Here is a 25543-nt window from a genome sequence, read left to right as displayed (position 1 = left end):
AGTGGAATCCTTCAGAAGTTTTATTCTGAAGGATTTTCATTCTTTAAATCTTTAGAAAGCTCTTCAAATATTACCTGCCGTGTTTTATTTCTTAATTCCCTTCTATCTCCAGGCTCCATTCCTTGGGTATTAATAAATTGGTGGATTTTTACTCTAAGCTTCCCCGGTGATCCTGAAATAAATTTATACGAAAAACGCTTTTTATTATCGTAAAAAGTAATGGGCACAATGGGAATATGATGCGCAATTGCCAGTCTAAATGCTCCATCTTTAAAAGTGTCTAAAACCAGCGATCTATCTGCTGGCACGCCTCCTTCAGGGAAAATACAAATGCTTTCACCCATATCTAATCTTCTTCGAGCCTCAGTAACTACGTCCTGTTTGCTTTTAGCGCAATTTCTATCTACGGTAATATTTGTTTTTCGGTAGAAAAAGCCAAAAATAGGAATCTTTGCCAGCTCTCTTTTTCCAACAAAAATGAATGGTTGCTTAATAATAACCAGCATCATCATAATATCTATCATAGACGTGTGGTTGGCAACCAACATATAATTCTTGCTGGGATCAAGCTGTTGCATTCTGGTAATTTCAGGATAAAAACCCATTCCATATAAGATACATTTTGCCCAAATACGAGCGCAAACATAATATTTAGGATAAAGCCTTTCAGAAGAAGAGAAAACTACAAGCACGGGAAACATTACTAAAATTGGTAATACAAGAAGAATATAAAACCAAATTCTCCATAAAATAGTAAGTATTGTGCGTAGCATGTTCATAGAAACCAAAAGTACTAAATTGAACCGAGGGAATTCCGCAAAAAAAGTACCTTTGCAGAAAACAGAAAAAGCAGATGTCCAGAATTCTTACAGGAGTACAAAGTACAGGAACTCCACACTTGGGAAATTTATTGGGAGCAATTTTACCGGCTATAGAAATGGCCAACAAACCGGATAACGATTCTTTTATTTTTATTGCAGATATGCATTCGTTAACCCAAATAAAAGATGCCGAAACCTTAAGAAACAACACTTACTCTGTGGCCGCAACCTGGCTGGCTTGCGGTATAGATATTGAAAAAACGGTTTTTTACCGTCAAAGTGATATTCCACAAACGGCAGAACTTTCCTGGTATTTAAGCTGTTTTTTTCCTTTTCAACGTTTAACCCTGGCACATTCTTTTAAAGATAAATCTGATAGATTAGAAGATGTAAACGCGGGACTTTTCACTTACCCAATGCTCATGGCGGCCGATATTTTACTTTACGATGCCGAAATTGTGCCGGTAGGAAAAGACCAGCTTCAGCATTTGGAAATTACGCGAGATGTAGCTTCCCGTTTTCATTCAAAAATGGGCGAAACTTTTGTAATTCCTGAAGCGAAAGTCCAGGAAAATACGATGTATGTTCCGGGCACTGATGGTGCTAAAATGAGTAAATCTAAAGGAAACACGATAAATCTTTTTGTAACCGATAAAAAGCTTCGGAAACAAATAATGGCCATCGCCACCGATAGTACACCTTTAGAAGAACCTAAAAATCCTGATACCTGCAATGTTTTTGCTTTATACAAATTAGTAGCTTCTGAAGCACAAATCGCTGAAATGCGAAAGAACTATGAAGCAGGTGGATTTGGTTACGGACACGCCAAACAGGCTTTATACGAAGTACTTTTAGAACAATTTGAAGAACCCAGAAAAAAATATGATTATTATATGAATAACCTTGAGGAGCTTGACAAAGCCCTGGAAGTTGGCGCTGAAAAAGCGAGAAATGTAGCCAATGAAGTTATAAAAAGAGTACGAACAAAAGTGGGTTACTAAATTAATTCAAATAGTTTACCGGGTAAGGGGCGTACCACGCCTTTTAATTCCATATTAATTAAAATACCTGCAGTTTTATATGAGGGAAAGTTACAGTTTAGCGCAATGCTATCTAACTGGGCTTTCCCTTCTTTTTGTAAAAATGTAAATACGCTATTTTCTTCATCATCCATGTCTACAAAAAGCTGTTTTTGAACGGCTTTTGTCTCTTTCTCTGGTTGCCAGTTTAAGAGATAAACCAAATCGGCCGCAGAATTTAATAACTGCGCTCTTTGGGATTTTATTAAATTATTGCAGCCTTTACTCAATTTATCTGAAGGTCTTCCCGGCACCGCAAAAACTTCCCTGTTATAAGAATTCGCAATATCTGCAGTAACCAGTGAGCCGCCTTTTTCGGCACTTTCTATAACCACGGTTGCTTCGCTTAAACCTGCGATTATTCTGTTTCGTTTTAAGAAATTATTCCTGTCGAAGTTATCACTGCTCCAAAAATCGGTAAAAAAGCCACCGTTTTCTTCTACCGAAGCTACATATTTATGATGCACTTTAGGGTAAATCTGATCGAACCCATGCGCCAAACAACCAATTGTTTGTAAATTATTGGCGATGGCTGATTTTTGGGCGGTAATATCCACTCCATAAGCAAAACCAGAAACGATTACCGGGTTTAACGGACTCAATTCTTCGATGAATTTTTCACAAAATGCGATCCCGCTTTGTGTAATCTTTCGGGTTCCCACCACACTAATTATTCTTTGATTCTTTAAGTTGATATTTCCGCGTTGGAATAGCAATACCGGGCCGTCTATACAATGTTTTAATTTTTCAGGATAGTTTTCATCCTTAAAATAAAGCGTTTCAATATTGTTCTTTTCAATAAAATTTAGTTCCTGCTCGGCTGCTTTCAGGTGAGAAGCATCAAAAAATTCTTTTAAGCGAGAAACTCCAATTCCGTCAATTTTAAGTAAAGTTTGTTTCTTTTGCTCTAACACATTTTTTGCCGACCCAAAATGCCTGATCAGTTTTTTAGCAAGGGTATCTCCCAGGTTTGGAATGTGTTGCAAGGCCAAAACATACTGTAACTCTTCAGTAGACATATCTCGATTTTCATTAAAATTACAGAAAAAAAGGTTTGTTAATAAAATTTCTTTGGGTAACTTTAGGAGGATTAAAATAACACCTTATTTTTGCGGCAATGAAGATAGCTAACTACATACAGGATTTACTTTATCGTTACGAATGTGTAATATTACCCGGCTTTGGGGCATTTCTTTCCCAAAAGGAGCCGGCTTATATAGACAAAGAAAGTGAGGTTTTACATCCGCCGAAAAAGGTAGTTTCCTTTAATTCGCAGTTAAAGAAGAACGATGGGCTTTTAGCAAATTATATTGCTGCCACACAAAACGTGTCTTATTCTACTGCGGTTAATAAGATTACTGATTTTGTAAGTAAACTGGAAGAGTCTTTTAAGGAAGATGGTAAGGTAGAACTGGAGAATATTGGCCGTTTTTATTATGCAGAAGAAAAACTTCAGTTTGAACCTGTTGAAAAGGTAAATTACTTAACCGATTCTTTTGGGCTGGAAAACGTAAAAGCTTCTGCGATAAGTCGGGAAGTTTACAAAAAGCAGATTGAAGAACTGGAAGAAAAAGCCCCAATACATTTCACTCCAGAAAGAAGAAAATCTCCTTCTTATCTTAAATATGCCGCTCTTGGGCTTATAGCTTTGGGAATTTCGGGATTTGCAGGATTAAATTTTTACAGCAGCCAGGTTTCTCAACATAATATTGCCGAGCAACAACAAGCGCAGGAACAACTACAGGAACAAATTCAGCAGGCTACTTTTATAATTGATAATCCATTGCCGGCGGTTACTTTTAACGTTGCCAAACAAACCGGAAATTACCATATTGTAGCCGGTGCATTTCGTGTAGAAGAAAATGCAAAAACAAAGGTTACAGAACTTAGAAAAGAAGGCTATAAAGCACATCTTCTTGGCGAAAACAAGTATAGTCTTCACCAGGTTGTTTATGCCAGTCACGAAAAAAGACGTGATGCAATAAATATGCTACGCAAAGTAAAATCTTCTAACGAAGGTGCGTGGTTATTGGTGCAGGAACTTTAATAGTTCTTTAAGCGGTAAATTGCGCAAAGCATCTTATTTTTGCCCAAAATTGGCAAAATGCAGGCAAAACATCCAAAGGAATCCAGAACTACTTTAACCGATTTGGTTTTACCAAGTGAAACCAATCCCCTAAACAATCTATTTGGTGGCGAACTACTCGCCAGGATGGATCGTGCTGCCAGCATTGCTGCAAGAAGGCACAGTCGCCGTATTGTGGTTACCGCTTCGGTAAACCACGTGGCTTTTAATAAAGCTGTTCCCTTAGGAAGTGTTGTTACTGTAGAAGCTGCAGTTTCCAGAGCTTTTAAATCTTCTATGGAGATCTTTATTGATGTTTGGGTGGAAGATCGCGAAAGCGGAAACCGCTCTAAAGCTAATGAAGCCATCTACACATTTGTAGCCGTGGACGAAACGGGTTCTCCTGTTGCCGTTCCTCCTTTAGATCCCGAAACAGAACTTGAAAAACAACGTTATGACGCTGCCTTAAGAAGAAAGCAACTTAGCCTTGTACTTGCCGGTAAAATGAAACCAAATGAAGCCACAGAGCTTAAAGCTTTATTTAAAGACTAACCGTCTGGGTTTTGTAAATGAAGCCTTACTCCAAAACTAAGCAGTAATAAGCTGTGTTTGTTAAAATAATCATCCAGAACTGGCAGAGTATCTATTTTCATTCTGTCCCAGCGCAATGTTGCTTTAATAAAAATCGCGGCGGTTTTATCAAACCGATAGCCTAACTCGCTTCGCAACATTAAACTGTTTCCCTTTTCAGTAAAACGAGAATCTGGGGCGTGGTTCACATTATTAACCTCCCCAAAACCGGCCAGGGTATGTAAGTTCCACTCTTTATTAAAAGCGTAATAATAACCAAGATGAAGGCCCAAATAATGGGACTTAATTCTATTTATCCTCCCGGTATTACTTATATTTTCCTCTTTAAGATTTCCGCTCATAAAATTATATTCTCCACCAATTGTCAAAAAAGGTAATACAAACCAATTAAAATCCAGGCCAAAACCTAATTGAGAATAGTTCTCCCAGCTTGAATTATTTACACTATAACCTCTAAAAAATTCTCCTACAAAAAATACGGTTTCAGGATCTGTAGCTACATATTGATTTCTATGAGGTTCAGGAAGAGTATCTTGCGCAGTAAGTAACAGCGGAAAAAAGATTGCGATTAGGAAAAACTTAAAAGTTGAATTCATAAACCGGGTTTTCAGGAGATACTTCAACATTTATTGTATCGTAAACGGCTTCAGCGCTAAATTTATAATAAAACTGAATATTGCTGTTTTCTATGGTTTTAGCTGAAATTGTCATTTCGTCTTCTCCCGGCAATATTCTATTCCAATATTCGCTCTCCCCCTGAAACCGAAGGGAATTATCAAATGAATCTTCGCGAAGTTTTCTATATATTTCAGTAGAAGAATAAGAAAATTCAAAAAACAAAGTATCGTTTCTGGCCGAATTATTATTCAGCTTAACCTGAAATTCCTGAATTTTGGGCAGTTGTATATTTGTCAATTCAAAAGAATTTCCTCTCGAGCCAATAGAATCTAAATAGTGAATAGTGATAAATTCTTCCCTGTAATTCTGGTAATTTGGGTGATTTATACTTACTCCATAAAAACTATTATCGGTATCTAAACTTACAAAAGAAAATTCCCCTGCCACATTGGTAAAACCTTCGCCCAGGATCTCTTCAAGTCTGCCATTTAGAATAATACTTTCAGAACCCGAAGCGATAACATTTATGTTTTCTAAAGGTGCATTTTCGGTATCAAGAATATTTCCTGAAATCTGCATTCTTTTGTCGCCAATCACCGAAACACTATGATCGACACAACTTACGAGCAAAACCAAACTAAAAAGAAGTACTGCTTTTTTCATAGGTAAATAACCAGGCTTATACTTTTAAGATGCAAAAAAACGATAAAGGTTGCGTGGGGAAATTACATTTCCAGGATCCAATCTGCCGGATCCATCTTCTGCATGTTTTTGTAAATCAGGAAGTGTAAAGTAGTTTTTCCTGAAGTTCGGCTCGTAGCCACGGCGCCCAATTCCTGCCCGGTATTTACCACATCTCCTCTTTTTACAAAAACTTTCTCAAGATTATCGTAAATAGTTATGTAATCTCCGTGTCTCACCATAACCGCTTTATTAGCTCCTTTCAACACCTGGACTTCACTCACGGTACCGTTAAAAACAGCCCGGGCTTTTCCGCCGGGATCGGTATCAATATTTACCCCATTATTATTAATACTAATGGTTTTTACAACCGGGTGAGGTTGTTTTCCAAAACGGGAGGTAACAACACCAGACCTTACCGGCCAGGGCAAACGCCCTTTGTTTTTTACAAAATCGGCTGCGAGAGCTTTTGCTTCGGGAGTTAACTCGTAAACATCTCTTTCAGCAGAACCACTTTCTTCGTTGGATTTTGCAATAGACTCACGAATCATTTTCTCAATTTGTGCGTCTATTCTATTTATCTCCTGCTGTTTCTGTCTTATTTGTGCAGCAAATTCCCCTTCTTTACTTCTAATATTCTGCATTAAATCTTGCTGTGCCTTTTTATTTTTTTCTAATTGGGCACGGGTTTGCCTATTCTCGGCGATAAGGACATCTTTAGTTTCTTTTTGGTCGGCTAAATCGGCGTTTAGTTGCTGTAATTCTTCTGTACGCGCCTGTATCTCATCACCCTGTTGTTTTCTGTAGTTTGTGTATTGCTTCATATATTGCAGGCGTTTATAGGCCTGCAAAAAATTTTCTGAAGAAAGCAAAAACATAATTCTACTTTGGGTAGATTTACTTTTGTAAGATTTCTCAATCATACGCGCATAATCTTCCTTAAGCTGTTCTAATTCTTGCCTAAGACGGGAAATTTTATTTGTATTTGCACTAATTTGATTAGTAAGAAGGTTTGCTTGCTGGTTGGTTACTTTTATTAAATTCTCTGTGCTTCTAATTTGTTGATCCAGGTCTTCTACCTGGCTTAAAACTGAACGCTCTTTTTGTTTATTACTGCTTCGTAATTCGTTTATACGCGTAATTTCATTTCTAAGCTCTATCCGTTTTTTTTCCAGCGCCTCCCGGGTAGTTTGAGCTGATAGATTTCCCGCAGAAAGCAGTAAAAATATTAAGCAGAATAAGATGTTAGAAAATTTCTTAAGCTTCATTATAGATTAATTTCTTCATAACCGGACGGAATATCAAACGGAAAACTCAATTCTCCTCGATCAAATTCAAGAGAGCGGTAAGTGAGTTCTATCCTGGTGCTGCTTCCCGCTTCATTAGCAATAATATTAATTTCTTCCGGAAAAATCTTTCCTTCTACTTCCTGAAAATCTGAATACGTTACCGTCACACTCTTATTTTCCTGGGTTTGCGCCAGTTGCTGGGCAGCTGTTTTAAAATTTTTGGGATTCAACAGGAACATTTTCTTTATTAATCCTTCTTCAGCAGGCATAAATTGAAAGCCTTTGGCGGTTTGAGAGAATTCAAATTCTTCTTCCCTAAGATCGTAAATTGCCTGCCCTATTAGCAAATTTTGAAGTTTTTGAAAATCTAAAGGTGTTCCCAACAAATCACTTAACAATCTAAAATCCCCATCAAAATAAGTTTGGCTCACTTTTTCGTAATAGCTCACTCGCGAAGGGGTAATATAGGCTTTTGCCACCGGGAATCCCAGCACTGAAGCACTCATCCAAATCGCCTTATCTTTTTCCATTCTAAAACTAAGATTTACCGATTGGGTGCGTTCTTCGCTTTGATAAACCGTTCTTAATTTCCCGCTTAGAGTTTTAAAATCGGTTTCAGAATTATAATGACTTTCTATAATATTAGCGGCTTCGGCATTTTTAGTGGCAATCCCTTTTACTCCTTTTCGGCTTCCGCAGGAAACAACAAAAAGGCTTAACAATACCAATCCTAAAATCTTTCTATACATCTATTCAATTTCTTTAATTAATGCTTCGGCCTTCTTCAAAAATTCAACCGATTTTTCTTCTTCTCCCAGCGCTGCATGTGATTTGCTTAATTGGGTATAGAAATCTACCTGCATTTTGGGACTATCTATTAAATAATCCAGGCCAAATGTAAGTATTTCTATGGCTTCCCGATATTCTTCGAGTTGATTTAAAGCAATGCCCTGTAATAAAAACAAAACAGGCTGCGCCGGAAAAACCTCCAACATTTCCTTACTCAAATCCCGGGCCTCTTTATACTTTTCTAACTCTATTTGCAATAAAATAGTATTCTTAACTAACTGAAAATCTTCGGTACTTTCCGCCAGCCCGGCTTCAAAAAAATTAAGCGCCTCTTCAATTTCGCCTCTATTTAAATAATATTGTCCCAATTGGCCGTAGAGTTTTGGAGCATTCTCACGTTCACTAAGCATTTTGCTTACCTCCATTAAATCTTCTTCAAATTCTGGATTATTATCTACAAAAAGCAGAAAATCGTTTAGTACTTTAAATTTAGATTCTGGATCTATTTCTTCACTTTCAAAAACAATTTTCATTGAATTTACAGCGTCTTCTGGTTCTTGCCTTTCCAGGTGAAATTTATAAAGTGCCAAATGTACAAGGCTTGAACCAGGATTTGCAGCTAATAATTCCTGTGCAGTATTGTAAGCTTCTTCATTTTCTCCCAAGTCGCTGTAGATATAAATGAGGTTGAGATAATTCTGTTCGCTTTCAGGATTATTTCTAATACTTTTTTCCAGATTTTCTATTTGTGCCGCGGTATCACCGGTGCGGGCAAAAATTTGTCTTCGTAATTTATTCCGGTAAGTGCTGGGGCCTTCCTGTTGGTCCAGTTCATCTATAGTTTGCAATGCCTCGTCATACTGCTGATTCAGTAAATAAATATTAGCAAGTTTTTCTTTATAATCACCGTCAAACTTTTGAAGTTTTACCAGGGTTTCTATAGCTGCATTATATTGCTGCGCCCGGGTGTAGCTTTTATAAAGTTCATTTAAAACATCTTCTCTTTCTGGGGCTAACTGATGGGTTTTTTCAAGGTTTGCAATCGCCTTATCATAATTCTCTAATTCATTATAATTTCTGGCCATTTCAAAATACACCACCGGATTACCAGGTTCCAACTTTTGGCATTCTTCTAATGCAAGTATAGCTTTTTCGTAATTCTCAATGCCTTTTTGTTTTAAAGCCTCAAAGAATTGCTCCTGAAATTCGTCGGTTACATTTCCAAGATCATCCTGATTTACATCTTCAAGCACCACTTCTTTTTCCTGGGCAAAACTTTGTTGAAAGGAAAACAAGGCTCCTGAAAGCATAGCAATAATGAAGAAGTACTTTTTCATAAATAATTTTCAGGATAAAATTGAAGAAAAGAGGTTGTTTGAAAAATCGGGTTTCATCAAGCTGAACTGGTTTCAGCTTCTAACATGTTTTGACGAACAATAAATTAGATCCCCGAAAAAAATTCGGGGCCAGCTCTGAAATAAATTCAGGATGACGATCTTAAAAATTCTTCAAACAACCTCTTCAATAAGCTTATTCTAAAGTTGAGTAATCACCAATGCTAATTTGGGTAAAGTTCCCGTCAAATTTCGCAAAATTACCTATCATCGCATTATCCAGTTTTGCATTTCTCACTTCAGCAAAAGTTTGAATTAAGCTATTCTTTACTTCAGCATCAGTAATTTTAGTTCCGTCGCCCACTGAAACATTAGGACCAATTTTAGCATTTACCAATTCTACATTCTCACCAATATAGCAAGGTTCAGTAATTTCAGAATTAGTGATCTTCACAGAATCTGAAATCAATTTTTCACCATCCTGGTGAAGGAAATTCAGCATTCTGCCATTGGTTTCAACGGTTACATTTTTGTTTCCGCAATCCATCCATTCATCAACGGTTCCGGTTTTAAAGATCCTGTCTTCGGCCATCATTTTCTTAATACCATCATTAATCTGGTATTCGCCGCCGTGCATCAGGTTTTCATTAAGCACTTCTTCCAGTTTCTCTTTTAAAACAGCAATATCTTTAAAATAGTAAATACCAATTACGGCCTGGTCACTTACGAATTCTTTTGGCTTTTCAACCAATTCTATAATCTCGTTCTTTTCGTTAAGGTTTACCACCCCAAAGGCTTCGGGATTAGCTACTTTTTTAGTCCAGATCACCGCATCGGCATCTTTATCAAGTTTAAAATCAGCTTTTATCAAGGTATCAGCATAAGCTACAACTGCGGGGCCGGAAAGAGATTCCTTAGCGCTCATAATAGCGTGACCGGTTCCCAAAGGTTGATCCTGACGGTAAATAGATGCTTTTGCATTTAAGCTTTTTGCCAGGCCTTCTAAACTTTCTACGATATCATCTCCAAAAAAAGCAGGATCGCCCAAAATAAAAGCTATCTCGTCTATAGGTTGGTCAAGAATTTTTGCAATATCTTCTACCAAACGATGCACGATTGGCTTTCCAGCTACAGGAATTAAAGGTTTTGGTATTGTTAACGTATGAGGACGAAGTCGTGAACCACGACCCGCCATAGGAACTATAATCTTCATTTATTTAGTTTTTGTGATCTTCAATCCTTGAAAATCGATATTCATATTAATTTTCCGCACAACCGGTATTAACCGATTAAATTATATTCTTATTTATTTCCCGTACTTCCAAATCCACCTGCTCCACGAGTGGTTTCTTCCAGCATATCAACTTCTGCCCAGGAAATGTGTTCGTGTTTAGCAATCACCATTTGAGCAACACGCTCGCCATTTTCTATAGTGAATTCTTCATTAGATAAGTTTACCAAAATCACCCCTATTTCACCACGGTAATCGGCATCTATCGTGCCGGGCGCGTTTAACACGGTAATTCCTTTTTTGGCAGCCAGGCCGCTTCTTGGTCTAACTTGAGCTTCGTAACCTACCGGAAGTTCAATAAAAAGCCCGGTTTTAACGATAGTTCTTTCTAATGGTTTTAACGTAACAGCTTCAGAAATATTGGCTCTAAGGTCCATTCCTGCTGAAGCTTCAGTTTCGTAATGCGGCAGTTTATGTGCCGATTTATTGATGATCTTTACTTGCATAGTTAAGATTGTAAAATTTTAATAAGTTGTTTTCTTTCAGAAACATATACGGTTCCCAGAAAGACTATTAATAAGCTAATTCCCACGAAATAATTTCCGCGGAAAACATAAAATGAAAATACCGAAAATAAGATGGAAAGCATTAAATAGCCACCTATTTTTTTAAGGTTATAGGGAATTGGGTAATATTTTCTTCCGTAGAAATAAGAAAGCAGCATCATTACTCCGTAAGCAACCAAAGTTGCGATCGCAGAACCGGTATAGCTTATATACGGAATTAAAATAATATTGAGTGCAAGGGTAAATAGTGCACCTACTACTGAAATATAACCTCCAAACCGGGTACGATCTGTAATCTTATACCAAACGGAGAGATTATGGTAAATGCCCAGAAAGAGATTTGCCAGTAAAATAAGCGGAACAATATGCATTGCCTCCCAGTAAGTACTATTCTGAATTAAAAGTTCTTTTAAAATATCTATAAAAACAATTACGGCTACCAGTATAAAACTTCCAAAAACCACGAAATACTTGGTAATAATCGCATAGGTTTCCTGGGCGTTTTTAGCTTCAGCGTGACTAAAGAAAAACGGTTCTATTCCCAGTCTAAAGGCCGTAGCAAAAAGCGTCATAAACAAGGCTAATTTATAGCAGGCCGCATACGCACCAATCTCATCTCTGGCAATATCCTGCGGGAGCAGATAATCTAACATAATCCTATCAAAAACTTCGTTTATTGAAAAAGCAAGTCCCGCGATCAAGACCGGAAAAGCATAAGACATCATAGCTTTCCAGAGTTTGCTATTAAACCTGAAATCTATTTTAAAATAGAAAGGAAGCATCATTAACAGCGTAACACCGCTGGCCACCAGGTTGGAAATAAAAATATAACTGATCTCAAAATCTGGAACATAAATACTTTGGAAAACTGAATTTTCTAAAGCCAGATCTTGCAAAAACAGTAAAAAGAAAATATTTAACCCAAGATTTATGCAAACATTTATAATCTTAATTACAGCAAAACGCATAGGTTTTTCAGCTGCTCGAAGCCAGGTAAACGGGATAATAACCAGGGCGTCCAGGAATAGAATCCAAATAACCAGTTGAATATATTTAACCGGGATATTTACCATTTCCGCAATAAAATCCTGTGCTAAAAAAGCCACAGCGAAGAACACTAAAGAAGTCGAAACCAGAGACCAGCCCGAAGTGCTTAGAACCTCCTTCTTGTTCTTCATTTTATTGTAAAACCTAAAAAATGCGGTTTCCATCCCATAAGCAAGGATGACATTAAAAAACACAAAATAGGCGAAGATTATAGAAACTTCGCCATATTCTGCTTTTGGTAAAACGTGGGTATAAAGTGGTATTAATAAAACATTCAGCATACGCGGCAACACCGTGGCGAGGCCGTAAATAAATGTTTGCTGAAATAGTTTTTTAAAGGTACTCAACAGGAGAGGAAATTAGATTTTAGTTCTGTTCTTGGATTCCTGTTAACTTGTAATATTTGGTTTTATCATTCTGAGAAAACACGAGAATAGCTTCGTCGTCTTCAAGCTCAAACGGCATTTCTTCTGTCTTCTGTGGAACCCTGTTTTTGTTTTCTTCGGCGGGATCAGAACTCATAATATCCATACCATTGGTACCGAAATTAGCAATAAATAAGTTGGTTTGCTCGCTATCCTGAACCAATGGAGATTTCATTCCTCTAAAATAAACACTTTTTAAATTCACTCGATTATCCTGAATAACGGCCACAGGAATGTGGAGATCTAACCCATTTTCACCCTGGGTATAATAAATATCCTGAAACTGTGCGGGTGCACGCTCCTGCAGTTCTTTATTGCTACCGCAACCTGTAATTAAAGTTAAAACAAATATACTGCTGAATAAAAAAAGTAGTTTTTTCATAATAGAAAGTTTGTTGTTTAAAAGTACAAAAACAAAACGCATACCAAATAAAAAACCCGTAGTTAACTTACGGGTTTTTAGAACGGAATTACTTCCGGAATATTATTTTTTGGTTTTATCCATTCAATGCTTCAGCACCACCAACAATCTCCAGGATTTCATTGGTAATAGAAGCCTGTCTCGCTTTGTTATAAGACAATTTAAGATCGTCTCTAAGCTCTTTGGCATTATCGGTTGCCTTGTGCATAGCCGTCATACGTGCGCCGTGTTCTGAAGCGAAAGAATCTCTTAATGCTTTAAACAATTGCATTTTTAGAGATTTAGGAATAAGCTCTTTTACGATTTCGATCTTTGATGGTTCGAAAAGATAATCCAACTGTTTTTCTTCTTCGGTATCAAATTGTTCAATGGGCAAAAATTGTTCGTGTTGTACAATTTGAGTAGCCGCATTCTTAAACTGGTTATACACCAATACTATTTTATCATATTTTTCATCTAAGAACAACTGCATCAATTCTTCTGCGATTTCAGATACGTTTTCAAACGTTAGATCGTCGTAAATTTCGTTGTTATTTTTATATACTTCGAAGTCCTTTTTAAGAACATCGTTGGCTTTTTTACCTAAAGTATAAAGTGAAACATTTTTAGACTGGTAATCGTTTTTGGTTTTATACCTAACGCCTTTTACAATATTAGTATTAAAAGCACCTGCAAGACCTTTGTTAGATGAAATAGCAACAACCAATACGTTTTTTACCTCACGGTCTTCGGCGTATTTACTGCTGGTATCATCATCCAGGGTTGCACTTAAATCCTGTAACAGCTGGGTTAATTTTTCAGAATAAGGTCTCATTTGCGTGATCGCATCCTGAGCCCTGCTCAACTTTGCCGCCGACACCATTTTCATGGCGCTGGTGATTTGCATCGTTGAAGATACTGAAGTAATCCTGCTACGTAATTCTTTTAAGTTTGCCATTTTATTTAGTATTGAGTATCGAGTATTTAGATTTTAGACAAAATACCCGATACCTATAATTTATTTAAAGTTTAAATATGAACTTAAGTTTCTAACTACTCCAAGCTCAATACTCAATACTATTTTTTATACTTAGCTGAAAGCTCTTTTGCTACTGAAACTAAAGTATCTGTAACTTCATCGGTTAATTTACCGGCCTTTAGCGTATCTAAAACATCTCTATGCTTAGTATCTAAAAACTGTAAATAATCTCTTTCAAATTCTTTTACTTTCTCTACCGGCACATCCTTTAGCAAGTTTTTAGAACCTGCATAAATAATTGCGATTTGGTCTTCTACCGGGTAAGGATCGTTTTCTGCCTGTTTAAGGATTTCTACGTTACGCTTACCTTTTTGAATTACTCTTAAAGTTGTAGGATCAAGGTCTGAACCGAACTTAGCAAAAGCTTCTAATTCACGGTATTGTGCCTGGTCTAATTTTAAAGTACCGGCAACTTTTTTCATCGATTTAATTTGTGCTGAACCACCTACACGAGATACAGAAATACCAACATCAATCGCAGGACGAACCCCCGAGTTAAATAAATCTGAAGTAAGGAAAATCTGACCATCGGTAATCGAAATTACGTTGGTTGGGATATATGCTGAAACGTCTCCTGCCTGAGTTTCAATAATTGGAAGCGCGGTTAAAGAACCTCCTCCTTTTATTTTTCCTTTAAGAGAATCAGGAAGATCGTTCATATTTTGTGCAATATCGTCGTCATCAATAACCTTTGCTGCACGCTCTAATAATCTTGAGTGTAAGAAGAAAACATCTCCAGGATATGCTTCACGTCCCGGTGGGCGACGTAAAAGCAAAGATACCTCACGGTAAGCAACGGCTTGTTTAGAAAGATCATCGTAGATAATCAAAGCCGGGCGACCGGTATCTCTAAAATATTCCCCAATAGCTGCACCGGCAAATGGAGCATACACCTGCATTGGAGCAGGATCTGATGCGTTTGCAGCAACAATGGTAGTATAAGCTAAAGCTCCTTTATCTTCAAGTACTTTGGCAATACCTGCAACGGTTGATGCTTTTTGGCCAATCGCTACATATATACAATGTACAGGTTCTCCTGCATCGTAAAATTCTTTCTGATTAAGAATAGTGTCAATACAAACAGTAGTTTTACCGGTTTGACGGTCACCAATTACAAGCTCACGCTGCCCTCTACCTACCGGTACCATTGCATCAATAGACTTGATTCCTGTTTGTAAAGGTTCTGTTACCGGCTGACGGTAAATTACACCTGGCGCTTTACGCTCTAATGGCATTTGAAAAGTTTCCCCTTCAATATCACCTTTACCATCTATAGGCTGTCCTAAAGTATCTACTACACGACCTACAATTCCTTCACCAACATTGATGGAAGCAATTCTTTCGGTTCTTTTTACTACAGATCCTTCTCTAACATCCTTAGAAGGCCCTAATAAAACGACACCTACATTGTCTTCCTCAAGGTTTAGTACCATTCCTTCAAGGCCGCTGTCAAACTGAACCAATTCTCCGTATTGCGCGTTGGCTAAACCATACACATTGGCGATACCATCACCAACAGTAAGAACAGTTCCCACCTCGTCTAAAGAGGCTCCGCTTTCAAAACCTGATAATTGTTTCTTTAATATTGCTGATACTTCAGCAGGATTTACTTCTGCCATAATTATTTAAGATAAAATGCCACTATAATCTCGTGACTGTTTTTATTAAATTTTTCAAAGCCCATTATAGGCATTTTATAAATAAGACCAAAAACGATTCGAAACTGCTTTTGACCGACAAATTTTATATAGTAGAACTATATGAATTATCTTTTAATTCTCTTTTTAACCTATTGAGGTTTCGGGATACGCTGGCGTCATATTGTAAATCGCCAATTCTTAAAACAAAACCTCCTATAATATCTTTATTGATAACATTTTTAATCTTAGCGCCGGCTCCGGTTAATTTCTTTACCTTGGCTAAAATCTTTTCTTCTAGTTCTGCTGTTAATGGAACTGCGGTAGTCACTATAGCTTCCTGAGACTTATTCAAGGTATTGTAACGTACTATATAATTTCTTGCTACAAGATCAAGAAGATTAATTCTTCCATTTTCAATAAGTACATCAAAACTGCCCTGAGTAATTTCACCGGCATCTTTAAAGATTTCATTTAAACTGGCTTTTTTAACCGATGAGTTTACAACCGGACTTTTAAGCATATCGGCAAGATCTGGACTACTTGCAATGGTTTGAGAAATTTGCTGCATATCTGTAAAAACAATATCTGCTGTATTTTTCTCTTTTGCCAAGTCCAAAATTGCTTTGGCGTAACGTTGTGCTGCCCTGGTTCCTTTCATTACATCTTAGTTTAAGGTAGCGTCTTTCAACATCTTATCTATCATTTGATGTTGTTTCTCTTCGGTAGATAATTCTTTTCCAATCACTTTTTCAGCAATCTCAATAGAAAGTGTAGCTACCTGGTTTTTAATATCGGCCATTGCTGCACGCTTCTCCATCTCGATGTTTTCTTTAGCTTTGGCTACAATTTTATCTGCCTTTTCCTGGGCATCGCCTTCAGCTTCAGCAATCATCTTCTCCTTCAACTGGCGTGCTTCTTTAAGCATTTCGTCTCTTTCGGCACGAGCTTCCTGCAATAATTTTTCATTATCTGCCTTAAGATTTTGCATTTCTTTACGCGCATCTTCAGCAGAAGCAAGGGCTTCATTAATAGATTCTTCACGGGTTCTTACCGCACCAAGAATTGGCTTCCAGGCGAATTTGGCAAGAATAAGCATCAGCACTAAAAATACGATGGTTTGCCAAAATATTAGACCAACTTCTGGAGTAATTAAATCCATAATTCTTTATTTATATAATACCGTTAACATCATTTTTTTTAAAAAGCCCATTCGCAACCAACCGTTACGAATGGGTTTTTGAAATCTTCTTAGGTGGTCAATACACCTAAAAGCGCAGCTACAACTCCAAAAAGAGCAACACCCTCTACAAGTGCAGCAGCAATAATCATTGCAGTCTGGATTTTTCCAGAAGCTTCTGGTTGACGGGCAATAGCGTCCATTGCGGCACCGCCAATTTTACCAACGCCAATAGCGGCTCCAACAACTGCTAATCCAGCTCCTAAAGCTGCAAGACCTACGTGTAATAATTCCATAGTATAAAAATTAAAAATTAAAATTAATGATGTTCATGTTCCGCAACCGCCATCCCAATAAACAGGGCCGACAGCATTGTAAAAATAAACGCTTGAAGGAATGCTACTAACAATTCCAGTATTGTGATGAAAAGGGCAAAAGGAACCGAAATCCCGGCAACTCCAGCGCTTTCCAATATAAATATCAATCCAATTAAACTCAATATAATAATGTGACCCGCGGTAATATTCGCAAATAAACGAATCATAAGTGCTACCGGCTTAATGATTAAGCCAAGCACCTCTACCACCGCCAAAATTGGCTTCACAAAAGTAGGTATTCCCGGCATCCACAAAGTATGTTGCCAAAAATCTTTATTTCCGTTAATTAAAATTAAAGCAAGGGTAAAAAGACCTAAAGAAACGGTTACCGCGATATTTCCTGTTACGTTGGCTGCACCTGGCAACAAACCTAAAAGGTTAGTGATCCAAATAAAGAAGAACACTGTTAATAAAAACGGCATAAACTTCATATACTTCTTATCACCAATTTGAGGTCTTGCGATCTCATCGCGAACAAAAAGCACTAAAGTCTCTAAAATATTATTGAAACCAGCAGGAGCTTTTTTATTCTTTTTGTGGTGACCGGCCAAACCGAAGAAGAAAATCAACATTAAAATAACAGTTAAGAACATAGCAGCTACGTTCTTGGTTATAGAAAAATCCCAGGGTTTACTGGCATTTAATACGTTATGCTCTTCATCAAACTCCACAGTTTCTGCACCTGCGTCTAATTTGTAAATATCTTCGTGATAATTTACAAAACGCATCCCATCTTTTTCTACCACGTGATGCCCTTCGGTATCGTGATGAAATTCACTAGACATAAAAGTTACAAAACCACCTTCTTCAGTAAAAAGAATTACCGGTAATGGCAATGTAAAAGAACTATCTCCTTCCCCAAAGAAATGCCAGCCGTGAGAATCACCAATGTGGTGCATAATCATATCGGTAGGATTAAATTCTTTAGATTCTTCTGCCTCCGGATCTGCTTTGGCAAAAGCGTTAAAAGGAAGTAAGGCTAAGGCTAGTGTAAACGTCACTATAATCTTTAAAGATTTATGTGCTATCATAGTACCTGGTCTGCTTAAAATTATGGGCTTTAAATTCGGCTGCAAAGGTATACTTTTAATTTTTATTTGAAAGCACCCCAACTAAAATTTTAGCAAAAGCGTTATTTTTATCATTATAACTGATAAACAGTATTTTAAGTCTTGTTTATTAGTTTCACTGCGTACAGGGTCTCAAAGACCAAAAACAAAAAGTAAGGAATAAAAAAAGCAAGAACATTTACAAAGACTGCATTTACCTCGCTCAAGACTAATGGCAGCAAAAAAATTACCGCCGCTACCATTTTAAACAAGCTTAATCCCATAAATGCAAACCCGGTTTTATCGGTGAAATTCTTATAAACAAAAACCAGGCTTAAATAAATTAGAAATGTGGCCAGAAAATGAAAAAGATAAATACTAAAACTACTATAGTAAAATTCTACTTCAAATACATACTGCTGTAATAGGAATTGAATAAGCCATAGTAAAATACTAAAAGGAAGCAATCGCTCTAGGAAAGCTAATAATTCATTTTTCATTTTTTTCGTCTTCTTCGCTCATTTTAATTACACTTCTATAAACCTGGTAAAGCGCTATAAAAACGCCCAACAAGGATAAGGAAATTGTAAATGCCGAATATTTATTCGGAAATTTCCCGTCTAACCAAATGCCCAATAACACACCTCCGGCGATAATAATTCCCATCTGGAAAGCAATATTCACAAAACCCAGGTATTTATTTAAATTATCGTTTTTCATAATTTAAGCTGAAAAAATCTTAATTGATCGGTTGTGGGTATTCTTCTAAATTCTTTTGAATTTGTATAATCCTATAATTTTCTGAGGAAATAGGCATTGATTCTTGTTCCACTAAATAATCTTCATTTATTTGAAGTAATTCAGCAAAACCTTCTGCACGATTAAGATCTTCAAGGCCGTGTACCATTACAAAAATCGTTTCCGGATTATAAACATCTATAGAAACTGAAAGATGATCGTATTTAATTTCTGAAATCGCTGTCTCTATTTTTTCTTTTAAGGCTGAAGCTGCTTCCTGTTCTGAAATATCAAACCTGTAAAGTAGTTTATAATTCTGCTGAAGACTGTCGGTATTAAATTCCAAACCACTTAACTGTGGAATTGTTTTATTTAAAATTCCCTGGGCTTTTTTTCCTTCCTGGGTTTGCGGATAGGTTAAAGCCACGTGATTTAATGCATTTTTATAAGCTTCCAAACCTAAAAGTCTTCCGCTGGCCTGGGCTTTTAAAAGTTCAAGCTTTGCAACAATGGGATCTCCAGCAAATTCTGAAATATAACGGTTTGTTTCAGCAATAGCCTTTTCAAAATTTTGTGCCTCAAAATTTCGGTAAAGTTCTGCATAAATTGCTTCATGAGAATTTTCATCTTCTCTAATACTTTCAGGATTCAAAATATAGGCGGCATAGCGGGAATCTGGGTAATTCTCCAAAATTTCCTGCTTCATTTCTTCAGCCCTAAAACTTTGATTTGTGGCCTGGTAAATCTGGTACAAATTATACATAGAAGGCAAAATAAGGCGTTCGTCTGAAGAAATTTCTAAAACAGCCTCCAATCTATCCTGCGCCATTTTATATTCCCTGAAATTCTCTTTATAAATTATTCCGAGTTGATAATACGCAAAATCCCTGTCCCGGGTTATGGTATCCAAAACGGCCAAATCTGTCGGGATTTGATCTATGTAGGTATAAGGATCCAGCCGCGGATCGTTGTCTAAAACCTGCTGTGAAAGCCCGGCTTCTTCTGCCACTGCATCTTCCCTTTCAAAACTAACTTCTGCCCAGCGCCAGTTATCTGCTAACGGCCTATCTCCCCACTGATTCAAAAATTCCTGTCTCCCCTGTTGAACCCTCACTTCACTATAAAAATAAAAAGTACGCGCAGAAGCTGGTGGCTGCCTGCTTTCTATGGCCGGTAAATTCACAGGCATAGCAGCTGCATTATTATCGGCTTCTAATTTAGCTCGTAAATCTGTGGTATAATTCTTAAAATAATCCAGTTGTTCAGCCGGCATCATTTGGCTTAACTGCAAGATGCTATCGTTTTTATAAGCTATGTCTTCATACCTAATAACATCTTCCAGGTTATCCCTTTTCTTTTTTATAGTTCTAAATTCTCTTAGTTGCGGATCCATCTCTGCCAGGGTACTGTCAAAATATTTACTGGCGGCCAGGTAATTGCTTCGGTCAAAATTAATATTGGCCAGGATTTCATAATTAATGGAACTTAAATAAATATCACTCGCCGGTTCACGCAGCGATTTTTTATAATATTCTACCGCAGTATCTACAGAATCTAAACGGTTATAATATTCACCAATTTGGAAATAAATTTTATCTAAAAATGGTCGATTTTCGCGGTCTTCTTCCAATTCACGAAGCATTTCCCGCAATTGGTAATTATTGCCCTGCCCCATTTCAAAATTCCGGGCTTTTTGCACATAGGCATTAATCATATAAATTCTAGGGGCTTTCCTGTTCAAATCTATCACTTCATCAAAAGCAGCGTTTGCTTCAGAAATTTCTCCCAATCGATTATGAAGTTGGCCAAGAATATAGAAATAGCGTCCTTTTTCTTCGTTGTTTTCGGTAAATTCGGCTGCATTCCTTAAGGGAACAACCGCACTGTCTAAATGCCGCAGATTGATATAAGCCTGGGCCATAGTTGCACTGGCATCAGCAATATCCTGTTCTTCAAGATGCTCTAAATCCAGTACTTTTTTGAGATTATTCACCGCAAGACGATTATTATCCAGGCGCATATGGGTTTTTTCTCGCCAAACACGGGCGTGAATAATATTGTTGCTGGCAGGATAACGTCTTAAAATATAATTGAAAGCTTCTAACGCTGGAATAAAGCGTTGATCAAAATACCGGGCTTTTCCCAGCAATAAATAAGCTTCATCTATTTGCGGATTTCTTTCTTTTCCTTCTATCAGCATCGAGTGCCGCTGAATTGCTTTTACCGCTTTTTCTTCGGCGTAGCCAAAATTCTGATTTCTGATGCTATCTGGCAAAACGATGTTTTCATCAATTTGCATACGCTCAATGGGTAAGATATCCCAGTAATTATCGGCGTAGTTTTGGTTGAGTTCCTCCTTACCTTGCTCCAGGCCTAAATTACCGTTATAGAGCGTATTATACTCTGTAGTAATGGCGTGCCAGTTTCGGTTTACAAAGGTGTTATTTTTGCGTGAACAGCCAGCGATGCTCCCAACCAGGAGCAACAATAAAGTAAGTTTGGTAATTGTATTCAAAATTAACCGGTTCTCGATGGCTTTATAACTAAAAATCAGTTTGTTTAGTGTGCAAAAATACGCTTCTTTTTACAAACGCAAACCAATTTGCTACAGTTCTTCAGCCTGAGCCGCGCCTACTTCACCAGAAAAATAACTTTCCAATTCGCTTAAAGTAGCCTCAGAAGTTTTAATATCTTTTACCGGTATACCTTTAGCTAAAACCACAATTCGCTCACACACTTCGGTCACGTGAATAAGATCGTGGCTGGAAATTAATACAGTGGTTTCACGATTTTCGGTAAGATCTTTAATAATCTTTTTTAATCGAATTTGAGTTGTTGGATCTAAATTGGCAAAAGGCTCATCTAAAATCACCACTTTGGGATTTCCTATTAGCGCCGCAACAATTCCCACCTTTTTCTGATTTCCTTTAGAAAGGTCTCGTAAATACTTTCTACGACCAATAATTTCGCCGTGGAAAAAATCTTCAAAATTGGCTAAGAAAGCATCGATATCAGCTTTGTTGGCGCCGCGTAAATCCCCTACGAAATAAAAATACTCTTCGGGAGTTAAATAGCCAATAAGAAAGCTTTCATCTATAAAAGAAGCGGTAAAAGGTTTCCAGTCTTCACTCTGGCTTACCGTGATCTCATTATTAAAAATATTTCCCGTGGTTGGCTGAATTAAATCCAACAATAAACTGAAAAAAGTGGTTTTACCGGCACCGTTGTTCCCAACCAGGCCAAAACTTTCTCCTGTTGGAATATCAAGATGATCTATATTTAGAACTTTTGTGCCGCCGTATATTTTACTAAGGTTTGTAGCAGTTATCATATTTATAAATTTTATTCGCCGGTTTGTTTAAAACCATTAATCATTGCGTATTTTCTTTTTTGGTAAACTCCGGCAATGTATTTCATTAAACTAGATCGCAATAGCAGACCAAGAATTCCCAAGCCGGAAAGCCCAATTAAACCTGCTTCAAATCCTATGAAATAATCCAGAAGCCAGAAGATTAAAATTGGTAAAAACATTAAGGGTAGGCCAACTATCCATTGAGCTGCACCCGTGCCCTGATAATTCATAAACGGACTTTTATCCAGGTCTATTCTCTTTTTATTAAAAGAGCCTGAATACAGCAAAATAGGAACATTTACGCCAATATTATATAAAGCGGCCACCATATTTATCAATAAAATATTCCAGCCAAAATAAATATAAGGCGTGCTTAAAATAGCCAGTATTATTACGCTAAAGCTAATTAACATCGCTTTGGAAGACAGGTAATCTTTCAGCGGGATGTTTTGCGACATAATCATTGGGTAATAAGATGCATCCCACGAGGGCACAAATTGACCAAAATTGATCATAAAAATTCCGGTCATAAAAATACCTACAAATACATACATAGCTGGATGCCCATACATATCGCTAGGGTAAATAAACAAACCGTAGCATAACAAAAGCAAAGACATATAAATTGTTGTTTTGGGCCTTTTATTTCTCCAAATTAGTTTTAAATCTAATTGAAGAAAAGGCGCAAGGGCTCCAAATTTTTTAGTCCAAACAAAATCTTTTGTATCGGCATCTTTTTGTTTTTCCTTTAAACCGGCATCGAGATAAAACTTGCTTTCCAGGTTAAGTTGGTTCCATTTATAAAAAGCAATTACCAAAATTATAGGTACAATAGCCAGGTAAAAATTCAAAACCAGATAATCCATCATTTTACCAAACCAGAAACTTATCTCAAAAACTTCAAAATATTCCAGTGCGCCCAAAATCACTACTAAAAGAATGGCGGGAATTAATGCTTTTAGATTATCGGTAAATTTCTTTTTAATAATAAAATTCAGAAAATTGACGCATTGGGTAGTGGCAATCATCGCTACCATCCAACCCAGAATATTCCAGGTTCCATAATCACCTTTATAAATGCAAAAAATTCCGAACGGAATAATTATAAATAATGGCAGAAAGTTAAAAAAGGAATACATAGACTTAAGCAGCACAAAATTCACCGCTTTTCGTCTGGGAATTGGCAAATTTAAAAGTGGTTTTATATCTAAAACAGGCAGTGTTTGCAACATAAACCTAAAACCGAGTTCAAAAACCAGCCATAGTAAAACAAAACGGTTTACCATTTGTAAAGGATCCTGGTCTGGAAAAGTTTCCTGCAGCAAAGGATAAAGACCAATTCCCAAAGCGAGAAATGCGACAGAAAAATATAAAGCCAGGAAAATAAGCAGAACTTTTAATCCAATACTCTTCCCCACACTTGCAGAACGGAAAAAAGATTTCCATTCTAACCATAAAAACCGTTTAAACATAATTTAATAATTTAACCCATTACCGGGATTAAAAATGCTAACCCAAAATGATTAAATACCCGAAATAAAACACCAGTTTAATCAAGTCACGGGCATATTTACCTTACATGTATAGAAATTTAGGTATTTGTTACACTCTTTAATTTCACATACTTTGTATTTTTGCCAAAAATAAATTTTTGATGAATCAGTTTTTTCCGTTAGAAATAAAAGAAGTTATTAGGGAAACCCCGCAGGCAGTGAGCTTGTCTTTTAATATTCCAGAAAACTTAAAAGAAGAGTTTAAGTTTGAAGCGGGCCAATATATTACGATAAAAATAAAATTAGGCGACGAAGAATTAAGACGTGCTTATTCGCTTTGCTCGGCACCAAATTCAGGAGAATTCAAAGTTACCGTGAAAGAAGTTGAAGGCGGTAAATTTTCGGTAATTGCCAATAATAAACTTAATGCCGGCGATGTTTTGGATGTTCACCCGCCAGAAGGGAAATTTATTTTAAAACCTACCGGTGAAGCTAGAAATTATGCAGCCTTTGCAGCAGGAAGCGGGATTACCCCGGTGCTTTCTATTTTAAAAACTGTTTTAGCCGAAGAACCTAAAAGTCGGTTTGTGCTTACTTACGGAAATAAATCTCCAGAAGAAACTATATTTTTCAAGGAATTGCTGGAACTTCAGGCTAAATTCCCCGATAGACTTTTTATTGAATTTGTATATAGTCGTACCAGGGAAGACAATTCACATTTTGGAAGAATTGAAACCAGCACGGTGAATTTCGTGGTGAAAAACAAGTTTAAAGATCACGCCTTTGATGCATTTTACCTCTGTGGACCTGAAGAAATGATTAACCAGGTAAGCGATGTTTTAAAAGAAAACGGCGTTACCGAAGACAAAATTCTTTACGAACTTTTTACTTCTGAAGAAACGGGAGCTATAGAAACCAATGTAGAAGGTCAAACCGAACTTACCATTATGGTAGACGATGAGGAAACCACTTTCTCTATGGATACTAAAGAAACGGTTTTAGACGCTGCTTTAGAGCACGATTTAGACGTGCCTTATTCCTGCCAGGGCGGGATTTGCAGCAGTTGTATTGCCAGGATCGTAGAAGGAAAAGCCGAAATGCGTAAAAATCAAATTCTTACCGACGACGAGATTGCAGAAGGTTTGATTCTTACCTGCCAGGCGCAACCGCTTACCCCAAAATTAAAGGTAGATTACGACGATGTATAGTTTCTTACCGGAAAAGTCTGAAAAGCTTACCTTGTAGGAACAAAAAATATTTATGCTGAAACTCAAAAATGTCTCCTTTGCCTATGCTGAAGAACCGGTTTTAAAGAATATCGGATTTACACTGGAAAAAGGAGAAAACCTCTCTGTAATTGGGGAAAGCGGCTGTGGAAAAAGTACGTTACTAAAAATTATTTACGGCCTGCTGCATACCGATGGCAAGATTTTTTGGGGAGAAAAAGAACTTTTAGGCCCTAATTTCAACCTTGTGCCAGGCGAGCCGTTTATAAAATATCTTGCGCAGGATTTTGATTTAATGCTTCCTTTAAGTGTTGCTGATAATATTGGAAAATATCTCAGCAATCAATATCCTCAAAAAAAGAAAAAACGTATTAAAGAGCTGCTAGAAGTTGTGGAAATGACCGAGCTGGCCGATAAAAAAGCGAAACTCTTAAGCGGTGGCCAACAACAGCGCGTAGCTTTGGCAAGAGCACTGGCCAATGAACCCGAATTGCTTTTACTGGACGAACCTTTTAG

At 37.1% G+C, this 25543-nt stretch carries 27 protein-coding genes; 5 read left to right on the top strand and 22 right to left on the bottom strand.

The features are described 5' to 3' along the window. Positions 1-20 precede the first annotated feature (20 nt). A complete protein-coding gene (locus AACZ30_RS03465) occupies positions 21-701 on the bottom strand; it encodes a lysophospholipid acyltransferase family protein (RefSeq protein ID WP_339647801.1) in 681 nt (226 codons plus the stop codon). A 152-nt stretch (positions 702-853) separates the two neighbouring features. Between AACZ30_RS03465 and trpS the strand changes: the two genes are divergently transcribed. Then, the gene (trpS, locus tag AACZ30_RS03460; RefSeq protein ID WP_339647800.1) at positions 854-1822 is read left to right on the top strand and encodes a tryptophan--tRNA ligase; all 969 of its coding nucleotides are present in this window, start codon (positions 854-856) and stop codon (positions 1820-1822) included. Here the strand turns inward: trpS and dprA are convergent. After that, a complete protein-coding gene (dprA, locus tag AACZ30_RS03455) occupies positions 1819-2919 on the bottom strand; it encodes a DNA-processing protein DprA (RefSeq protein ID WP_339647799.1) in 1101 nt (366 codons plus the stop codon). The genes trpS and dprA overlap by 4 nt on opposite strands. A gap of 98 nt (positions 2920-3017) precedes the next feature. On the opposite strand from dprA, the gene AACZ30_RS03450 reads away from it, so the two are divergent. Continuing rightward, positions 3018-3947 carry an SPOR domain-containing protein gene (locus tag AACZ30_RS03450; RefSeq protein WP_339647798.1) on the top strand — a complete coding sequence of 310 codons (930 nt, stop codon included), beginning with the start codon at positions 3018-3020 and terminating at the stop codon, positions 3945-3947. Between the two features lie 57 nt (positions 3948-4004). After that, on the top strand, positions 4005-4517 hold the full coding sequence (locus tag AACZ30_RS03445; RefSeq protein WP_208223838.1) for an acyl-CoA thioesterase: 513 nt from the start codon (positions 4005-4007) through the stop codon (positions 4515-4517). On the opposite strand, the gene AACZ30_RS03440 is transcribed toward AACZ30_RS03445, so the two are convergent. The 20 genes from AACZ30_RS03440 to AACZ30_RS03345 all read right to left on the bottom strand — a co-directional run bounded on the left by AACZ30_RS03440 (position 4514) and on the right by AACZ30_RS03345 (position 23780). Next, complete coding sequence (locus AACZ30_RS03440) at positions 4514-5152, bottom strand: outer membrane beta-barrel protein (protein WP_339647797.1); 639 nt, start codon at positions 5150-5152, stop codon at positions 4514-4516. The genes AACZ30_RS03445 and AACZ30_RS03440 overlap by 4 nt on opposite strands. Continuing rightward, positions 5136-5837, bottom strand: coding sequence for a carboxypeptidase-like regulatory domain-containing protein (locus tag AACZ30_RS03435; RefSeq protein ID WP_339647796.1), 702 nt, complete (start codon positions 5835-5837; stop codon positions 5136-5138). Before AACZ30_RS03435 ends, AACZ30_RS03440 begins: the two co-directional genes overlap by 17 nt. 62 nt (positions 5838-5899) lie before the next feature. Beyond that, entirely contained in the window at positions 5900-7123 is a 1224-nt protein-coding gene (locus AACZ30_RS03430) for a peptidoglycan DD-metalloendopeptidase family protein (RefSeq protein WP_339647795.1), read from the bottom strand. Then, a complete protein-coding gene (locus AACZ30_RS03425) occupies positions 7123-7893 on the bottom strand; it encodes a DUF4292 domain-containing protein (protein ID WP_339647794.1) in 771 nt (256 codons plus the stop codon). Before AACZ30_RS03425 ends, AACZ30_RS03430 begins: the two co-directional genes overlap by 1 nt. Then, positions 7894-9270 carry a hypothetical protein gene (locus tag AACZ30_RS03420; RefSeq protein ID WP_339647793.1) on the bottom strand — a complete coding sequence of 459 codons (1377 nt, stop codon included), beginning with the start codon at positions 9268-9270 and terminating at the stop codon, positions 7894-7896. Positions 9271-9463: 193 nt separating this feature from the next. Next, complete coding sequence (locus AACZ30_RS03415) at positions 9464-10480, bottom strand: sugar phosphate nucleotidyltransferase (protein ID WP_339647792.1); 1017 nt, start codon at positions 10478-10480, stop codon at positions 9464-9466. Between the two features lie 89 nt (positions 10481-10569). Next, entirely contained in the window at positions 10570-11004 is a 435-nt protein-coding gene (gene dut / locus AACZ30_RS03410; protein ID WP_339647791.1) for a dUTP diphosphatase, read from the bottom strand. Between the two features lie 2 nt (positions 11005-11006). After that, a complete protein-coding gene (locus tag AACZ30_RS03405; RefSeq protein WP_339647790.1) occupies positions 11007-12458 on the bottom strand; it encodes an oligosaccharide flippase family protein in 1452 nt (483 codons plus the stop codon). A gap of 19 nt (positions 12459-12477) precedes the next feature. Continuing rightward, positions 12478-12918 carry a hypothetical protein gene (locus AACZ30_RS03400; RefSeq protein ID WP_339647789.1) on the bottom strand — a complete coding sequence of 147 codons (441 nt, stop codon included), beginning with the start codon at positions 12916-12918 and terminating at the stop codon, positions 12478-12480. 115 nt (positions 12919-13033) lie between these two features. After that, positions 13034-13894 (bottom strand): ATP synthase F1 subunit gamma, encoded by an 861-nt coding sequence (gene atpG, locus AACZ30_RS03395; protein WP_093304528.1) that lies wholly within the window; start codon positions 13892-13894, stop codon positions 13034-13036. A gap of 119 nt (positions 13895-14013) precedes the next feature. Continuing rightward, entirely contained in the window at positions 14014-15594 is a 1581-nt protein-coding gene (gene atpA, locus AACZ30_RS03390) for a F0F1 ATP synthase subunit alpha (RefSeq protein WP_075325468.1), read from the bottom strand. Between the two features lie 124 nt (positions 15595-15718). Next, on the bottom strand, positions 15719-16273 hold the full coding sequence (gene atpH / locus AACZ30_RS03385; RefSeq protein WP_339647788.1) for an ATP synthase F1 subunit delta: 555 nt from the start codon (positions 16271-16273) through the stop codon (positions 15719-15721). A gap of 6 nt (positions 16274-16279) precedes the next feature. After that, positions 16280-16774, bottom strand: coding sequence for a F0F1 ATP synthase subunit B (locus AACZ30_RS03380; RefSeq protein ID WP_075325466.1), 495 nt, complete (start codon positions 16772-16774; stop codon positions 16280-16282). 89 nt (positions 16775-16863) lie between these two features. Beyond that, positions 16864-17088 (bottom strand): ATP synthase F0 subunit C, encoded by a 225-nt coding sequence (gene atpE / locus AACZ30_RS03375; protein ID WP_037318413.1) that lies wholly within the window; start codon positions 17086-17088, stop codon positions 16864-16866. A 23-nt stretch (positions 17089-17111) separates the two neighbouring features. Further along, entirely contained in the window at positions 17112-18200 is a 1089-nt protein-coding gene (atpB, locus tag AACZ30_RS03370; protein WP_075325465.1) for a F0F1 ATP synthase subunit A, read from the bottom strand. A gap of 134 nt (positions 18201-18334) precedes the next feature. Beyond that, on the bottom strand, positions 18335-18718 hold the full coding sequence (locus tag AACZ30_RS03365) for a hypothetical protein (RefSeq protein WP_093304532.1): 384 nt from the start codon (positions 18716-18718) through the stop codon (positions 18335-18337). Then, positions 18708-18938 carry an AtpZ/AtpI family protein gene (locus AACZ30_RS03360; RefSeq protein WP_057482400.1) on the bottom strand — a complete coding sequence of 77 codons (231 nt, stop codon included), beginning with the start codon at positions 18936-18938 and terminating at the stop codon, positions 18708-18710. Before AACZ30_RS03360 ends, AACZ30_RS03365 begins: the two co-directional genes overlap by 11 nt. A 19-nt stretch (positions 18939-18957) precedes the next feature. Next, complete coding sequence (locus AACZ30_RS03355) at positions 18958-21471, bottom strand: hypothetical protein (protein ID WP_339647787.1); 2514 nt, start codon at positions 21469-21471, stop codon at positions 18958-18960. Positions 21472-21561: 90 nt separating this feature from the next. Continuing rightward, a complete protein-coding gene (locus AACZ30_RS03350) occupies positions 21562-22287 on the bottom strand; it encodes an ABC transporter ATP-binding protein (protein ID WP_093304538.1) in 726 nt (241 codons plus the stop codon). 11 nt (positions 22288-22298) lie between these two features. Then, on the bottom strand, positions 22299-23780 hold the full coding sequence (locus AACZ30_RS03345; RefSeq protein WP_339647786.1) for a DUF5687 family protein: 1482 nt from the start codon (positions 23778-23780) through the stop codon (positions 22299-22301). Between the two features lie 182 nt (positions 23781-23962). Here AACZ30_RS03345 and AACZ30_RS03340 point away from each other — a divergent pair, with 182 nt between their 5' ends. Both AACZ30_RS03340 and AACZ30_RS03335 read left to right on the top strand, forming a co-directional pair. After that, on the top strand, positions 23963-25009 hold the full coding sequence (locus AACZ30_RS03340; RefSeq protein ID WP_339647785.1) for a ferredoxin--NADP reductase: 1047 nt from the start codon (positions 23963-23965) through the stop codon (positions 25007-25009). A 52-nt stretch (positions 25010-25061) separates the two neighbouring features. Then, a partial coding sequence (locus AACZ30_RS03335; RefSeq protein WP_339647784.1) for an ATP-binding cassette domain-containing protein occupies positions 25062-25543 on the top strand: 482 nt, incomplete at its 3' end.

The organism is uncultured Salegentibacter sp. (genome assembly GCF_963972535.1).
GTDB lineage: Bacteria > Bacteroidota > Bacteroidia > Flavobacteriales > Flavobacteriaceae > Salegentibacter.
The sequence above is the reverse complement of the archived record's forward strand: the minus strand, read 5'-3'. Positions and strand labels throughout refer to the sequence as shown.

Bases quoted from the DNA above. Each gene is read 5' to 3' on its own strand.
- AACZ30_RS03465 (WP_339647801.1), bottom strand. From the start codon at position 701: ATGTTTCCCGTGCTTGTAGTTTTCTCTTCTTCTGAAAGGCTTTATCCT.
- trpS (WP_339647800.1), top strand. From the start codon at position 854: ATGTCCAGAATTCTTACAGGAGTACAAAGTACAGGAACTCCACACTTG.
- dprA (WP_339647799.1), bottom strand. From the start codon at position 2,919: ATGTCTACTGAAGAGTTACAGTATGTTTTGGCCTTGCAACACATTCCA.
- AACZ30_RS03450 (WP_339647798.1), top strand. From the start codon at position 3,018: ATGAAGATAGCTAACTACATACAGGATTTACTTTATCGTTACGAATGT.
- AACZ30_RS03445 (WP_208223838.1), top strand. From the start codon at position 4,005: ATGCAGGCAAAACATCCAAAGGAATCCAGAACTACTTTAACCGATTTG.
- AACZ30_RS03440 (WP_339647797.1), bottom strand. From the start codon at position 5,152: ATGAATTCAACTTTTAAGTTTTTCCTAATCGCAATCTTTTTTCCGCTG.
- AACZ30_RS03435 (WP_339647796.1), bottom strand. From the start codon at position 5,837: ATGAAAAAAGCAGTACTTCTTTTTAGTTTGGTTTTGCTCGTAAGTTGT.
- AACZ30_RS03430 (WP_339647795.1), bottom strand. From the start codon at position 7,123: ATGAAGCTTAAGAAATTTTCTAACATCTTATTCTGCTTAATATTTTTA.
- AACZ30_RS03425 (WP_339647794.1), bottom strand. From the start codon at position 7,893: ATGTATAGAAAGATTTTAGGATTGGTATTGTTAAGCCTTTTTGTTGTT.
- AACZ30_RS03420 (WP_339647793.1), bottom strand. From the start codon at position 9,270: ATGAAAAAGTACTTCTTCATTATTGCTATGCTTTCAGGAGCCTTGTTT.
- AACZ30_RS03415 (WP_339647792.1), bottom strand. From the start codon at position 10,480: ATGAAGATTATAGTTCCTATGGCGGGTCGTGGTTCACGACTTCGTCCT.
- dut (WP_339647791.1), bottom strand. From the start codon at position 11,004: ATGCAAGTAAAGATCATCAATAAATCGGCACATAAACTGCCGCATTAC.
- AACZ30_RS03400 (WP_339647789.1), bottom strand. From the start codon at position 12,918: ATGAAAAAACTACTTTTTTTATTCAGCAGTATATTTGTTTTAACTTTA.
- atpG (WP_093304528.1), bottom strand. From the start codon at position 13,894: ATGGCAAACTTAAAAGAATTACGTAGCAGGATTACTTCAGTATCTTCA.
- atpA (WP_075325468.1), bottom strand. From the start codon at position 15,594: ATGGCAGAAGTAAATCCTGCTGAAGTATCAGCAATATTAAAGAAACAA.
- atpH (WP_339647788.1), bottom strand. From the start codon at position 16,273: ATGAAAGGAACCAGGGCAGCACAACGTTACGCCAAAGCAATTTTGGAC.
- AACZ30_RS03380 (WP_075325466.1), bottom strand. From the start codon at position 16,774: ATGGATTTAATTACTCCAGAAGTTGGTCTAATATTTTGGCAAACCATC.
- atpE (WP_037318413.1), bottom strand. From the start codon at position 17,088: ATGGAATTATTACACGTAGGTCTTGCAGCTTTAGGAGCTGGATTAGCA.
- atpB (WP_075325465.1), bottom strand. From the start codon at position 18,200: ATGATAGCACATAAATCTTTAAAGATTATAGTGACGTTTACACTAGCC.
- AACZ30_RS03365 (WP_093304532.1), bottom strand. From the start codon at position 18,718: ATGAAAAATGAATTATTAGCTTTCCTAGAGCGATTGCTTCCTTTTAGT.
- AACZ30_RS03360 (WP_057482400.1), bottom strand. From the start codon at position 18,938: ATGAAAAACGATAATTTAAATAAATACCTGGGTTTTGTGAATATTGCT.
- AACZ30_RS03350 (WP_093304538.1), bottom strand. From the start codon at position 22,287: ATGATAACTGCTACAAACCTTAGTAAAATATACGGCGGCACAAAAGTT.
- AACZ30_RS03345 (WP_339647786.1), bottom strand. From the start codon at position 23,780: ATGTTTAAACGGTTTTTATGGTTAGAATGGAAATCTTTTTTCCGTTCT.
- AACZ30_RS03340 (WP_339647785.1), top strand. From the start codon at position 23,963: ATGAATCAGTTTTTTCCGTTAGAAATAAAAGAAGTTATTAGGGAAACC.